Genomic DNA, 13720 nt, shown 5'->3' with positions numbered 1-13720 from the left:
GCGCGTCCGGGGGCGCGCGGCCTCAGAACCCCCGGGTGCGCTTCGCCGCGGCCCGGCGCTTGGCCGCGCTGCGCGCCCCCGGGATCCGCATGAACAGCCGTGAGGTCTCGGAGCCGAGGTTGACCCCGATCGCGATGGCCAGGGCGATGGCGGCGGCGTTGGTGAGGGAGGCGAAGCCCGCGTCGAGCCGGTTCTCGGCGATCGAGAGCAGTCCGTAGTACGTGGCCGAACCGGGCAGCAGCGGCCCGATGGCCGCCGTCACGTACGGCAGGGCGGAGGCGAAGCGGTAGCGCGAGAAGAGCTGCCCGAACAGGCCGACCAGCCCGGCCGCGATGGCCGTGGACGGCACCGGCGGCAGTTCGGCGGCCCGCAGCGCGCCGAAGGTGACCCAGGCGACCCCGCCGTTGAGGGTCACGATCCACACGGTGGAGCGCTCCTGCTGGAGCAGGATCGCGAAGGTGAACACCAGGACCATCGAGGCGAGGATCTGCAGCACCGGGCGGTGCGGGATCTGGAGCACCTCGTCCGGGTTGGGCGAGGCGCCGAACTGGAGGCCCACGTAGATCACCACCAGGACGCCCACGATGATCCCGATGAAGAGGTACATGACCTCCAGCAGGCGGGCGGAGGCGGTGATGTAGTAGCCGGTCAGCCCGTCCTGCACGGCGGCGACCAGGGCCCGCCCGGGCAGCAGCGCGAACAGGCCGCCGGTGATCACGGCGGAGGCGCGGACGTCGAACTCGGCGATCTTCAGGGCCACCCCGATGGCGGCCGGAGGCATCGCGGCGACCACGAACTGGTAGAACTCGGGCAGTCCGCGCCCGGCGAAGTACCAGGCCAGGCGGTCACCGAGGACGGCGCCGAGGGCGGCGCAGAAGAAGACCGCCACCCCGCCGCCGACCAGCGTGGAGGCGGCCCCGGCGAGCAGCCCGGCGGCGGCGGTGAGCACCCAGGTGGGGTACGGGTGGCGGTTGCGCCGGATCACGGCGAGACGGCGGTAGGCCTCCTCCAGGGAGACCTCCACGTCGGGCGCGCAGATGTCGTCCACCAGCCGGAACACGGCGGCGAGGCGGGTGTAGTCGGTGCCGCGGCGCCGCACGATGCGGTTCGCGGAGACGGGGTCGTCCACCAGGGAGGGCTGGTGGGTGATCGACAGCAGGGTGAAGGTGACGGTGGGCTCGCAGCGGTCGAGCCCGTAGGAGCGGGCCACCGCGAACATCGCGGCCTCCACGTCCTCGGCGCCCTCGCCGCCCGCGAGCAGCAGCTCGCCGATGCGCAGGGTGAGGTCGAGGACGCGGCCCACGGCCGGGCCGGACTCGGTCTGCCGGTGCAGCGGTTCGGGGACGGGCCGGACGTCCACCGGCATGCGCAGCATCGTGCGCATCCGGTCCTGCCAGGGGGAGGAGGCGGGCAAGCCGGGGGCCGGCAGGGGGGTGTAGGCGGGCGGGGACTGGCTGGCGCTGTAGGTGGCCGGGGCGGCGAACGCGGAGCCCTCGGGGCCGGGGGAGAGGGTGGTCGCGCCCTCGGGGAGGGCGAACTCCGAGGTCGGCTGGTCCTCGTCCGGGATCTCGGGCTGCGTCCCGGGTGGGGGAGCGAACGCGCTGTGCGCCTCGTCGGACTTCGGCTTCCGGTCCTCGGGACCGTGCCCTTCGGCCTCCGCCACGCATCCTCCCACCCTTGATCACCTGGCGGTATCAGTATGCGGAATCGTTTCGTCCGTGGCGAAAGGAGTGCCGGAAGCGGCCCGTCGCGCCCCGGCCGCGCTCCCGCGGGGCCCATGGCCGCTCAGCCGGCCCCGGAAAACGCCGCCGCGGGCGGCTCCCCCGGGCGTGGGGGAGCCGCCCGCGGCGGTCAGGCGTTACCGAGCGGCGGAGCTCAGTGGTGGCCGCCCTGGGCCTCCAGGCGCTTGTACGAGGCCTCGATCTCGGCCTCGGCCTCGGTGCGGCCGACCCAGTTCGCGCCCTCGACCGACTTGCCCGGCTCCAGGTCCTTGTAGACCTCGAAGAAGTGCTGGATCTCCAGGCGGTCGAACTCGGAGATGTGGTGGATGTCGCGCAGGTGCTCGACACGCGGGTCGGAGGCCGGCACGCACAGCAGCTTGTCGTCGCCGCCCGCCTCGTCCGTCATGCGGAACATGCCGATCGCGCGGCACTTGATCAGGCAGCCCGGGAAGGTCGGCTCGTCAAGGATGACCAGCGCGTCCAGCGGGTCGCCGTCCTCGCCCAGGGTGTTCTCGACGAAGCCGTAGTCCGTCGGGTAGCTGGTCGAGGTGAAGAGACGACGGTCCAGACGGATCCGGCCGGTCTCGTGGTCCACCTCGTACTTGTTCCGCGAACCCTTGGGGATCTCGATGGTGACGTCGAACTCCACGTCCTGCTCCTCCATGATCAGCTCCGGCCTCGTGCCGAAGCTTGACTGCTTCGAGTGATAGCGCGTCCGGCCCAGCCCTCCCCGGCTACCGCTGGGAGTACCCCCAGCCGGGTGGGGTGCCATGCTCGCGGCAAGACGCAGTGGTTAAGTGTCCCTCACGCATATGTGTGATCGCGAAAGGGGCTGGTCGAGGTGCCATTGGTCAAGACGTGGCAGCTCATCGCGGGGTCAGCCGTCGCCGGCCTCGCCCTCTCGGCGGCGGTGGTGGCCACCGCCGGTCCGTGGGACTCCGGCCAGCGTAAGGCCGAGCGGGCGAGGGCCGCCTCCTGGGGCCGTACGGGTGGCGCAGATCACGCCGCCGGCGCCCTGCCGCGGGCCGCGCCCAGCGCCCCCGGAGTGCTGGCCGGCCTCGGCGCGCGCACGGCCGCCGACGGCGGGGCGCTCGCCGGGACGCTGGCCCCGCTGCTGGCGGACCCCGCGCTGGGCACCGCGCGCGCGGCCTCGGTGGTCGACACCGCGACGGGCCGGGTGCTCTACGAGTCCGGTGCGGGCGAGGCCATGACCCCGGCCTCCACCGTCAAGATCGCCACGGCGAGCGCCGCCCTGGCCGCGCTCGGCCCCGAACACCGGATCCGGACCACCGTGGCCCCCGGAGCCGCCCCCGGGGAGATCGTCCTGGTCGGCGGCGGCGACCCCTCCCTCACCGCCCGGAAGAAGAGCCCCGCCGGCTCCGGCGGCAGCCTCGTCGCGCTCGCCGCCGACACCGCCCAGGCCCTCAAGGCCGCGGGCACCGGCACCGTCACCCTCGGCTACGACGACTCCCTCTACACCGGCGCCGTCCGCCACCCGATCGGCCGCAACGACAACATCGCCCCCGTCACCGCCCTCACCGCCGACGAGGGCCGCCCCGGGAACACCTCCCAGGCCGGAGCCCCCGGGGCGGACGCCGCCGCCGGACCCGCCGCACGTACCGACGACCCCTCCGGGGACACCGCCCGCGCCTTCGCCGCCCTGCTGCGCGACCGCGGCATCAAGGTGAACGGCGAACCCGCCAGGGCGAAGGCCCCGGCCGGGGCGCAGCCGCTGGCCACCACCCTCTCCACCCCGCTCGCCGGGCTCGTCGAGCGGATGCTGACCCACAGCGACAACGACATCGCCGAGGCCCTCGCCCGCCAGACCGCCCTCGCCGCCGGCAAGCCCGCCAGCTTCGAGGGCGCCGAGCAGGCCGTCTCCGAGAAGCTGGCCTCCCTCGGCGTCGACCTCACCGGCTCCCGCTTCGCCGACGGCAGCGGCCTCAACCGCGCCGACAAGGTCAGCCCCCGCCTCCTGACCGGCCTGCTCGCCAAGGCCGCCGACCCCCGCCACCCCGAGCTGCGGCCGGTCCTCACCGGACTGCCCGTCGCCGGATTCACCGGGACCCTGCGCGCCCGCAACGCCGGGACCTCCCCGGCGGCCGGCCTGCTGCGGGCCAAGACCGGCACCCTGACCGGGGTGAACTCCCTCGCCGGGACCGTCGTCGACCCGTCCGGGCGCCTGCTCGCCTTCGCCTTCCTGACCGCGAACGCCCCCGACGGCCCCGCCGCGGAGAAGGGGCTCGACAGACTGGCCGCCGCCGTCGCGGCCACTTCGTAGCGCATCGGCCGCGCAGGGGGGTCCGCCGCGGCGCGGGTCCACGTACGGTTGACGCATGACGAGCATCGGTGGTGCGGAGATGGTCGACTGGAACCTCGCGGTGGCGACCGCGACCCGGATCGTACGGCCGGGTCCGGAGGTCAGCCGTGACGAGGCCCGGGCCGTGGTGGCGGAACTCCGCCGGCACGCCAGGACCTCCGAGGAGCACGTGCGCGCGTTCACCCGGATGATCCCCGAGGGCTCGCCCCTCCCCGACACGCCCGTCCTCGTCGTCGACCGGGCCGGCTGGGTCAGGGCCAACGTCGCGGGCTTCCGCGAACTGCTCGGCCCGCTCCTCGGGAAGATGCAGGACCGCCGCTCCGCCACCCCCGGCGGCGCCGTCATCGGCGCGGTCGGCGGCAAGGTCACCGGTGTCGAGCTGGGCATGCTGCTCAGCTTCCTGGCCTCCCGGGTGCTCGGCCAGTACGAGACCTTCGCGCCCGCCGGCCCCGACCTGCCGGGCGGCGCCGCCACCGGCGGCCGGCTGCTGCTCGTCGCGCCGAACATCGTCCACGTGGAGCGCGAGCTCGAAGTGGACCCGCACGACTTCCGGCTCTGGGTCTGCCTGCACGAGGAGACGCACCGCACCCAGTTCACGGCGGTGCCCTGGCTGCGGGCCCACCTGGAGGGCGAGATCCAGACCTTCCTCGGCGCCACCGAGATGGAGCCGGGAGCCGTCCTGGAGCGGCTGCGCGAGGCCGTCCAGTCCTTCGCCGGAGCCCGCGCCGAGGGCGAGCGGGGCGACGGCGCACCCTCCCTGGTGGAACTCGTCCAGACCCCCGAGCAGCGCGAGGTGCTCGCCCGGCTCACCGCCGTCATGTCCCTGCTGGAGGGCCACGCCGACTTCGTCATGGACGGGGTCGGACCCGAGGTGGTCCCCTCCGTCGCCGAGATCCGCGAGAAGTTCCAGCAGCGCCGGGCCAGCGGCGCGGGCCGCCTCGACGTCGCCCTGCGCAAGCTGCTCGGCCTCGACGCCAAGCTGCGCCAGTACCGCGACGGCGAACGCTTCGTACGGGCCGTCGTCGGCCAGGTCGGCATGGACGGCTTCAACCGGGTGTGGACCTCGCCGAACACCCTGCCCACCAAGGCGGAGATCGCCCGGCCCGCGGACTGGGTGACCCGCGTGCACGGCAAGGGGGGCGCGGGGAGCGAAGAAGGATGAAGCCGGAGGCGTAAACATGTCTCACTGGGGGAAGCAGCATCACCCTTCCGAGGGACCGTGAGGCGTGGAAGGGCGTGCGATGCTCAGGGAACGGCTCGGTTCTGTCACCATCGACGCACTCTGAGTGACATTCCGCATCTTGCCCCGCGCAACACCCGAAGCCTCCTCCGAGCATCCGAACTCCACGAAGGGCACCGGACATGGGTCCCCATCCTGCGGTCGCGGCGATACGCCTGGCGGTCCGCCGCGTACTCCACGACGTCCTCACCGGCCTCACCGACAGTCCCTCCCCCCGCGCCACGGCGGGCACCCCGCCGCTGGTCCTCGTCGCCTGCTCCGGCGGCGCGGACTCGATGGCGCTCGCCTCCGCCCTCGCCTTCGAGGCCCCCAAGCTCGGCATCCGGGCCGGCGGCATCACCGTGGACCACGGTCTCCAGGCCGGCTCCGACCTGCGCGCCGCGGAGGTCGTCACCCGCATGACCGCGCTCCGCCTCGACCCGGTGGAGTCCGTCGCCGTGCGCGTCGGCCGCGAAGGCGGACCCGAGGCCGCCGCCCGCGACGCCCGCTACGCCGCCCTGGACGAGGCCGCGGACCGGCTCGGAGCCTGCGCCGTGCTGCTCGGCCACACCCGGGACGACCAGGCGGAAACCGTCCTGCTGGGGCTCGCCCGCGGCTCCGGCATCCGCTCGCTGTCCGGCATGGCCGAAGTCAGCGGAGGCCCCGGCCGCACCCACCGCTACCGGCGCCCCTTCCTCCAGGTCGACCGGCAGACCGCCCGCAAGGCCTGCATGGTCCAGTCGCTGCCCGTCTGGGACGACCCGCACAACATCGACCCCGCCTACACCCGCTCCCGGCTGCGCCACGAGGGACTGCCCGCCCTCGAGAAGGCGCTCGGCAAGGGAGTGGTGGAAGCGCTCGCCCGCACCGCCCAGCTCTCCCGGGACGACGCCGACGCCCTCGACGCCTGGGCCGCCGACGCCGAGGCGGGGGTGCGCGACGAGGACGGCCGCCTGGAGTGCGCCAAGCTGTACGCGCTGCCCCCGGCCGTTCGCCGCCGGGTGCTGCGCCGGGCCGTGGTCGCCGCGGGCTCCCCCGCCGGCTCGCTCTTCGCCCGGCACATCGAGGAAGTCGACCGCCTCATCACCGGATGGCGGGGCCAGGGCGCCATCAACCTGCCCGGCCGCGTCGAGGCCCAGCGGCAGGGTGGCAGACTTGTCATCCGGCAGGGCTGATTGGTGCTGAAACACGGCTGAGTCCTCCGGGGACACCCCCGGAGCCCCGGCCGACAACGAAAGTGATGCGGGTGGACGAGAAGGACATGGGCAACGACCTCCAGTCGGTGCTCATCACCAAGGAAGAGATCGACGCGAAGCTGGCCGAGCTGGCCGCGAAGATCGACGCGGAGTACGCGGGCAAGGACCTGCTCATCGTCGGTGTGCTCAAGGGCGCCGTGATGGTGATGGCGGACCTGGCGCGCGCCTTGTCCACCCCGCTCACCATGGACTGGATGGCGGTGTCCTCGTACGGCGCCGGGACCCAGTCCTCGGGCGTGGTCCGGATCCTGAAGGACCTCGACACCGACATCAAGGACAAGCACGTCCTGATCGTCGAGGACATCATCGACTCGGGCCTGACCCTGTCCTGGCTGCTGTCGAACCTGGGCTCCCGCCAGCCGGCCTCCCTCAAGGTCGTCACGCTGCTGCGCAAGCCCGAGGCCGCGAAGGTCGCCATCGACGTCGAGTGGGTCGGCTTCGACATCCCGAACGAGTTCGTCGTCGGCTACGGCCTCGACTACGCGGAGAAGTACCGCAACCTGCCGTTCGTCGGCACCCTCGCCCCGCACGTCTACGGCGGCTGACCCCGTCCTCCGCGGACGTCGTCACCGGCGGCGCCCCCGGGGAACCCGGGGGCGGCCTCCGACGTTGGAGGGTGGGAAGGCGGGTCTGTCAGCCGTCCCACGAGGCCGCGGGTGACAATTCAGGGGTACATTCCGAAGAACAGTCTTTACTCACAGCAGCATTTACCTACGGGCAGGAGGGACGGGGTGCCCGGCACCCCGTATGGATGGACGTGAAGCGATACTTCCGTGGGCCGGTCATGTGGATCGTGCTGGCCGTCCTCGCCGTGGTCGTGTTGATGAACGTCGTCGGCTCCGGCGGCGGCTACAAGTCGGTGGAGACCAGCGAGGTCATCAAGGCGATCAACAGTGGCCAGGTGGACAGCGCCAAGCTGACCACCGGTGACAGCCAGATGATCAAGATCGAGCTGAAGAAGGGCCAGAAGCTCGGCAACAACAGCGGCACCAAGTTCCAGGCCAACTACATCGGGGATCAGGGCGTCCAGCTCGCCCAGAACCTCCAGACCAAGTTCGAAGCCGGTCAGATCCCGGACGGCTACTCCGTCACGCCGGACAAGACCAGCCCGTTCCTGAGCGTGCTGCTCTCGCTCCTGCCCTTCGTCCTCATCGTCGTCGTCTTCCTGTTCCTGATGAACCAGATGCAGGGCGGCGGCTCCCGGGTCATGAACTTCGGCAAGTCCAAGGCGAAGCTCATCACCAAGGACACCCCGAAGACGACGTTCGCCGACGTCGCGGGCTCGGACGAGGCCGTCGAGGAACTCCACGAGATCAAGGAGTTCCTCCAGGAGCCGGCGAAGTTCCAGGCCGTCGGCGCCAAGATCCCCAAGGGTGTGCTGCTCTACGGCCCGCCCGGCACCGGCAAGACCCTGCTCGCGCGTGCCGTCGCGGGCGAGGCCGGCGTTCCCTTCTACTCGATCTCCGGTTCCGACTTCGTCGAGATGTTCGTCGGTGTCGGTGCCTCGCGCGTCCGCGACCTGTTCGAGCAGGCCAAGGCCAACGCGCCGGCGATCGTCTTCGTCGACGAGATCGACGCCGTCGGCCGGCACCGCGGCGCGGGCCTCGGCGGCGGCCACGACGAGCGCGAGCAGACCCTCAACCAGCTGCTGGTCGAGATGGACGGATTCGACGTGAAGGGCGGCGTCATCCTGATCGCCGCCACGAACCGCCCCGACATCCTCGACCCGGCGCTGCTGCGCCCGGGCCGCTTCGACCGCCAGATCGCGGTCGACCGTCCCGACATGCAGGGCCGTCTGGAGATCCTCAAGGTCCACCAGAAGGGCAAGCCGGTCGCCCCGGACGTCGACCTCTCGGCCGTCGCCCGCCGCACCCCCGGCTTCACGGGTGCCGATCTGTCCAACGTGCTGAACGAGGCGGCCCTGCTGACCGCCCGCTCGGACAAGAAGCTGATCGACAACCACATGCTGGACGAGGCGATCGACCGCGTCGTGGCGGGCCCGCAGAAGCGGACCCGGATCATGTCGGACAAGGAAAAGAAGATCACCGCGTACCACGAGGGCGGACACGCCCTGGTCGCGGCGGCCTCCCCGAACTCCGACCCGGTCCACAAGATCACGATCCTGTCCCGCGGCCGGGCCCTGGGCTACACCATGGTCCTGCCCGACGAGGACAAGTACTCGACCACGCGCAACGAGATGCTCGACCAGCTCGCCTACATGCTGGGCGGGCGCGCGGCGGAGGAACTGGTCTTCCACGACCCGACCACCGGCGCCGCGAACGACATCGAGAAGGCCACGGCGACGGCCCGCGCGATGGTCACCCAGTACGGCATGACCGAGCGCCTCGGCGCCATCAAGTTCGGCGGGGACAACACCGAGCCGTTCCTGGGCCGCGAGATGTCGCACCCGCGGGACTACTCGGAAGAGGTCGCGGCGCTGGTCGACGAAGAGGTCAAGAAGCTCATCGAGACCGCGCACAACGAGGCCTGGGAGATCCTGGTCGAGAACCGGGACGTCCTGGACAACCTCGTCCTCGCGCTCCTGGAGAAGGAGACGCTGGGCAAGGAGGAGATCGCGGAGATCTTCTCCACGATCGTGAAGCGTCCGGCCCGCCCGGCGTGGACCGGTTCCTCCCGCCGTACCCCCTCCACCCGTCCGCCGGTGCTCTCGCCCAAGGAGCTCCAGCTGACGAACGCCGCGAACGGCACCGCGGCGGCCGCGGCCGCCGCCACGCCGGAGAAGGGCATCGAGGTGGCCCCGGAGGACCGCCCCGAGGCCTGACCCACCCGGAATGGAAGCCGCGCCCCCCAGGTTCTAGCCTGGGGGGCGCGGCACATTTGCACGAGGGCCGCGCGTGCGCACAGGAACGAGGATGAGATGACCGACCCAGTGACCCTGACCGGTGGCGAGGGCACGATCGGCGAGTTCGACGAGAAGCGCGCCGAGGCGGCCGTCCGAGAGCTCCTGATCGCGGTCGGCGAGGACCCGGAGCGGGAGGGCCTCCTGGAGACCCCGGCGCGCGTGGCACGGGCGTACAAGGAGATATTCGCCGGCCTCTACCAGAAGCCGGAAGAGGTCCTGACCACGACGTTCGACCTCGGCCACGACGAGATGGTCCTGGTGAAGGACATCGAGGTCATGAGCTCGTGCGAGCACCACCTGGTCCCCTTCCACGGCGTGGCCCACGTCGGTTACATCCCGTCCACCGACGGCAAGATCACCGGACTGTCCAAGCTGGCCCGCCTGGTGGACGTGTACGCCCGCCGCCCCCAGGTCCAGGAGCGGCTGACCACGCAGATCGCTGACTCCCTGATGGAGATACTGGACCCGCGCGGCTGCATCGTGGTCATCGAGTGCGAGCACATGTGCATGACCATGCGCGGCGTCCGCAAGCCGGGCGCGAAGACCATCACCTCGGCGGTCCGCGGACAGCTGCGCGACCCCGCGACGCGCAACGAGGCCATGAGCCTGATCATGGCCCGCTGAACCGGTGGCGGAACCCGCCGCCGCCTGGGAGCCGCTGAGCGAGGACGTACGGCGCACCCTGGAGCTGCTGCTCGAGGGCGGGAGCGACGTCCGGCGGGCCCTGCGGGCGCAGATCCCGTACACCGAGATGCGGGCCGGTGGCTGTGCCTGCCCCTGCGCGTACCTGCGGGTGGACACCACGGCGGTGGCGGCCGCGCCGACGGGCCGGCGCTTCGGCCCCGTCGCCGGGGCCTCCCTGATCGGCCCGGACGGCGGCTACGACGGCGAGGCGACCCTGTTCGCCTCCGAGGGCGCCCTGGCGGACCTCCAGTTCTGCGACTGGGAGGACCGCGGGCCCGGGGCGCGTCCGCTCTGGGAGTGGCTGGGGGACCGCCACGAGTGAGCCCCCGGTCAGGCGGTGGCCGGGGCCTTGCCCGGGTCGTCGTCCTCGGGGAGCTTCAGTACGTGCTCCAGGAAGAGCGCGGCGGCCACCACGGCAGCCCCCGCGAGGACCGAACCGCCCGCGTACCAGGCCTGGTCGCGGCGGGCGGGGACGTCCAGGGCATCGGTCAGCAGGAAGACGCCGACACCGCCGTACATGCCCGCCACCAGGGCCGCGACCAGGGCGCTCGCCTGGCCGAAGACCACGGCCCGGGCCGCCATCAGCGGCTCCACGCCCTTGGCCCCCGGCCGGCGCTCGCGCTGGGCCTTCAGGCGGGCGCGCATCGACAGGGCCGTCGCCAGCAGCACGGCGGCGATCACCGCCAGCACGATCGGCGCGGCCAGCGGGACGCCCGGCAGGGTGCCGTACGCGTTCCAGAGGCGGGCGCCCGCCCAGGACAGCACACCGGCGCTCGCGAAGATGCCCGCCAGGACCGCCGGCCTCAGTTGCTTCACTTGCACATCCCCACTCGGTGACTGGTACCGCACAAGCTAACGGCTATTCCGGCAGGCGGAGTTCCAGGTCGCGGCGTGCCGTGACACCGGTGAGCCCGATCGCCGCCAGCAGCTCGGCGACGGCGCCGCGGCCGGGCAGCCGGGCCCCGGCGTCGATGTCGTGCCAGGGGGCCAGCACGAAGGACCTCAGGTGCGCCCGGGGGTGCGGGAGGGTCAGCACCGGGTCGTCGGAGACCACCTCGGCGTACGTGACGATGTCGACGTCGATCGTGCGCGGCCCCCAGCGCTCCTCGCGGACGCGGTCGAAGGCCTCCTCGATGGCGTGGGCCCGCTCCAGGAGCGAGGAGGGCGGCAGGGTGGTCTTCAGGGCGACCACGGCGTTCAGGTACGAGGGCTGCGAGCCGGGCTCGACGCCCCACGGCTCCGTCTCGTAGACGGGGGAGACGGCCTTGACCCGCAGCCCCGGGGTGTCCCCGAGGGCGTCGATGGCCCCCTGGAGGGTGTCCAGGCGGTTGCCGAGGTTCGCGCCGAGCGCGACGACGGCCCACTTGGGGTTGGACAGGGTGACGTCCGCCGCGTCGACCGTCTCGACGACGGACGCGGGTACGGGCTGGACCGTGGGGTCGCTCTGGGCGTTCAGTCCGTTGTTCATGCGCGGCTCCGGGTGATCGTGATGGTCACGTCGTCGAAGGGGACGGTGATCGGTGCGTCCGGCTTGTGGACGACGACCTCCACTTGCGCCACGGCCTCGTGCTTGAGGCACTGCTGGGCGATCCGCTCGGCGAGGGTCTCGATCAGGTCCACGGGCTCGCCCTGGACCACGTCCACGACCTCCTCCGCGACGACCCCGTAGTGCACCGTCTTGGCCAGGTCGTCCCCGGCCGCCGCCGGGCGGGTGTCCAGGTGCAGCACGAGGTCGACGATGAAGGTCTGGCCCTCCTCGCGCTCCCGGGGGAAGACGCCGTGGTGCCCGCGAGCCTTGAGGCCGCGCAGCGCGACACGATCCACGCGAATCACTCCTGCTTTCGTAGGTTCTTCCGGTCCCGGGACTCCCCGGGGCCATGGGCCTACGCCGAGTGCGGTCGGCGTCGTCCACCTTCGAATTTACCTGCGGCGAACCCCGGGCCCCGCCCTTGGGGTCAGCCGGAGGCCTCTTCCTCCTCGTCATCGGAGTCCGTGAGCACCGGAGAACCGTGGTGGGACCAGAGGCGCCAGCCCTCCGGTGTGCGTCGGAACACATTCGTGGCGACGACCAGCTGGCCCACCAGCGGGCCCAGCTCCCCGGCCTCCTCGGCCGGGCCCCCGCTGAGGATGTTCTCGGTGCAGGTGACCAGGGCGGTGTCACCTATGAGGGCCACCTTGGTGTCGGTCAGGAAGAACTGGATGTACTCGGTGTGGGACATGATCAGCGCGTACGAGCGCAGCACCTCGCCCCGCCCCGAGAGCACCGGCCAGCCGGGGTGGACGCAGGAGATCTCGTCCTCGAGCCAGAGCGCCGACAGCGTGTCGAAGTCCCCCTGCTCCATGGCCGCGTAGAAGGCCGTGTTGGCCTCTTCGACGGCTTCGATGTCGGTACGGCTCACCGTGCCCCTTCCCTGTACGTCCGGCGGGTGTGCGTCCGGCGGGTCACAGAGCCCCTTCCACGGCGCGGGCCACCCGAACCGCGTCGGCGGTCGCCCGTACCTCGTGCACCCGTACGGCCCAGGCGCCCTGGTGCGCGGCGATGGCCGAGACGGCGGCCGTGGCGGCGTCCCGCTCGCGGGCCGGCGGCGGGGCGGCGTCGGGGGTGGCGGCGAGGACCCGGCCGAGGAAGCGCTTGCGGGACGCGGCGACGAGCAGGGGGAAGCCGAGGGCGCGCAGCTCGGGGAGGCGGGCGACCAGGGCCAGGTCGTGCTCGGCGTTCTTGGCGAAGCCCAGGCCGGGGTCGACGACGAGCCGCTCGGGGGCGATGCCGCCGGAGACGACGGCGTCGATGCGGGTGCGGAGCTCGGCGGTGACCTCGGCGAGGACGTCGTCGTAGACGGCGAGGCGGTTCATGCCCTCGCTGAAGCCGCGCCAGTGCATGACCACGAAGGGGACCTCGGCGGCGGCGACGGCGGGGATCATCCCGGGGTCGGCGAGGCCGCCGCTGACGTCGTTGACGAGCGCGGCGCCGGCCGCGACGGCCTGGGCGGCGACGGCCGCGCGCATGGTGTCGACGGAGACGGTGACCCCCTCGGAGGCCAGGCCCCGCACGACGGGGACGACGCGGCGGAGCTCTTCCTCGGCGTCGACGCGGGTGGCGCCGGGGCGGGTGGACTCGCCGCCGACGTCGACGAGGTCGGCGCCCTGGGCGACGAGCTCGAGGCCGCGCTTCACGGCGGCGGTGGTGTCGAACCACCGGCCGCCGTCGGAGAAGGAGTCCGGGGTGACGTTGACGACGCCCATGACCGCGCAGCGGTCCCAGTCGGGCAGCCCTGTGACGTTGCCCCTGGGGGCCGGCCCGAGGTTGCTGTTCATGGGCTCCAGGGTAGAGCCCTTGCCCTGGCCGGGCGGTTGCGCGGTGTACCCGGGGGCCGCCCCGGGCCCTGCTCGCCGGGCTCCGTCGGGGACGGCGTCCCCGCGCCGCCCCCGGCGCGGTGGGCGGAAGCCCCTCCCCACCCCTTCGCCCGTTCCGCTGGGCTGTGCCCCGGGGGCTGTCCGGTTGCCTCCGGGCCCGCGTGCCGACGGCTTCCCCTGCGCCCCTGGGCCCGTTTCCGCGGGCCCTGCCGCTGCCGGGGTGGCTCGTCGGCACCGGGGCGGGGGTTTCCCCGGGGGCCTGGAACGCCGAACGCCGGCGGGGCTGGGGGATCCAGCCACGCC

The 13720-nt window shown here is 72.6% G+C and carries 14 protein-coding genes; 7 read left to right on the top strand and 7 right to left on the bottom strand.

Translation table 11 applies throughout. The features are described 5' to 3' along the window. Positions 1 to 22: 22 nt before the first annotated feature. Entirely contained in the window at positions 23 to 1663 is a 1641-nt protein-coding gene (locus ACZ514_RS10310; RefSeq protein ID WP_468699503.1) for a threonine/serine exporter family protein, read from the bottom strand. Between the two features lie 212 nt (positions 1664 to 1875). Continuing rightward, positions 1876 to 2370, bottom strand: coding sequence for an inorganic diphosphatase (locus ACZ514_RS10305; protein WP_361600844.1), 495 nt, complete (start codon positions 2368 to 2370; stop codon positions 1876 to 1878). A gap of 192 nt (positions 2371 to 2562) precedes the next feature. Here ACZ514_RS10305 and dacB point away from each other — a divergent pair, with 192 nt between their 5' ends. The 7 genes from dacB to ACZ514_RS10270 all read left to right on the top strand — a co-directional run bounded on the left by dacB (position 2563) and on the right by ACZ514_RS10270 (position 10385). Next, positions 2563 to 4002, top strand: coding sequence for a D-alanyl-D-alanine carboxypeptidase/D-alanyl-D-alanine endopeptidase (dacB, locus tag ACZ514_RS10300; protein WP_469124518.1), 1440 nt, complete (start codon positions 2563 to 2565; stop codon positions 4000 to 4002). A 55-nt stretch (positions 4003 to 4057) separates the two neighbouring features. Further along, positions 4058 to 5203: a zinc-dependent metalloprotease gene (locus ACZ514_RS10295; RefSeq protein WP_468163459.1), complete on the top strand. Its 1146-nt coding sequence runs from the start codon at positions 4058 to 4060 to the stop codon at positions 5201 to 5203. 200 nt (positions 5204 to 5403) lie between these two features. Then, entirely contained in the window at positions 5404 to 6435 is a 1032-nt protein-coding gene (tilS, locus tag ACZ514_RS10290; RefSeq protein ID WP_468163458.1) for a tRNA lysidine(34) synthetase TilS, read from the top strand. A 65-nt stretch (positions 6436 to 6500) separates the two neighbouring features. Then, complete coding sequence (gene hpt, locus ACZ514_RS10285) at positions 6501 to 7061, top strand: hypoxanthine phosphoribosyltransferase (protein WP_007264874.1); 561 nt, start codon at positions 6501 to 6503, stop codon at positions 7059 to 7061. A 206-nt stretch (positions 7062 to 7267) separates the two neighbouring features. Then, positions 7268 to 9298, top strand: a complete 2031-nt coding sequence (ftsH, locus tag ACZ514_RS10280; RefSeq protein WP_468699505.1) for an ATP-dependent zinc metalloprotease FtsH — start codon at positions 7268 to 7270, stop codon at positions 9296 to 9298. A 96-nt stretch (positions 9299 to 9394) separates the two neighbouring features. Further along, complete coding sequence (folE, locus tag ACZ514_RS10275; protein WP_468163453.1) at positions 9395 to 10003, top strand: GTP cyclohydrolase I FolE; 609 nt, start codon at positions 9395 to 9397, stop codon at positions 10001 to 10003. A gap of 4 nt (positions 10004 to 10007) precedes the next feature. Next, positions 10008 to 10385, top strand: a complete 378-nt coding sequence (locus tag ACZ514_RS10270; protein ID WP_468163451.1) for a hypothetical protein — start codon at positions 10008 to 10010, stop codon at positions 10383 to 10385. 8 nt (positions 10386 to 10393) lie between these two features. Here the strand turns inward: ACZ514_RS10270 and ACZ514_RS10265 are convergent, their stop codons facing one another. From ACZ514_RS10265 to folP, 5 genes are all read right to left on the bottom strand, one after another. Then, positions 10394 to 10879 carry a DUF3180 domain-containing protein gene (locus ACZ514_RS10265; RefSeq protein ID WP_388933612.1) on the bottom strand — a complete coding sequence of 162 codons (486 nt, stop codon included), beginning with the start codon at positions 10877 to 10879 and terminating at the stop codon, positions 10394 to 10396. Positions 10880 to 10922: 43 nt separating this feature from the next. Next, positions 10923 to 11531, bottom strand: coding sequence for a 2-amino-4-hydroxy-6-hydroxymethyldihydropteridine diphosphokinase (gene folK / locus ACZ514_RS10260; protein ID WP_468163449.1), 609 nt, complete (start codon positions 11529 to 11531; stop codon positions 10923 to 10925). Further along, positions 11528 to 11887, bottom strand: a complete 360-nt coding sequence (gene folB / locus ACZ514_RS10255) for a dihydroneopterin aldolase (protein ID WP_030010912.1) — start codon at positions 11885 to 11887, stop codon at positions 11528 to 11530. The genes folK and folB overlap by 4 nt, the downstream gene beginning before the upstream one ends. 131 nt (positions 11888 to 12018) lie before the next feature. After that, a complete protein-coding gene (locus ACZ514_RS10250; RefSeq protein WP_388933618.1) occupies positions 12019 to 12462 on the bottom strand; it encodes a nuclear transport factor 2 family protein in 444 nt (147 codons plus the stop codon). A 43-nt stretch (positions 12463 to 12505) separates the two neighbouring features. After that, positions 12506 to 13378 (bottom strand): dihydropteroate synthase, encoded by an 873-nt coding sequence (gene folP / locus ACZ514_RS10245; RefSeq protein ID WP_468163447.1) that lies wholly within the window; start codon positions 13376 to 13378, stop codon positions 12506 to 12508. Positions 13379 to 13720: the final 342 nt, after the last annotated feature.

This window comes from Streptomyces sp. NPDC034086 (assembly GCF_055575515.1).
The sequence above is the reverse complement of the archived record's forward strand: the minus strand, read 5'-3'. Positions and strand labels throughout refer to the sequence as shown.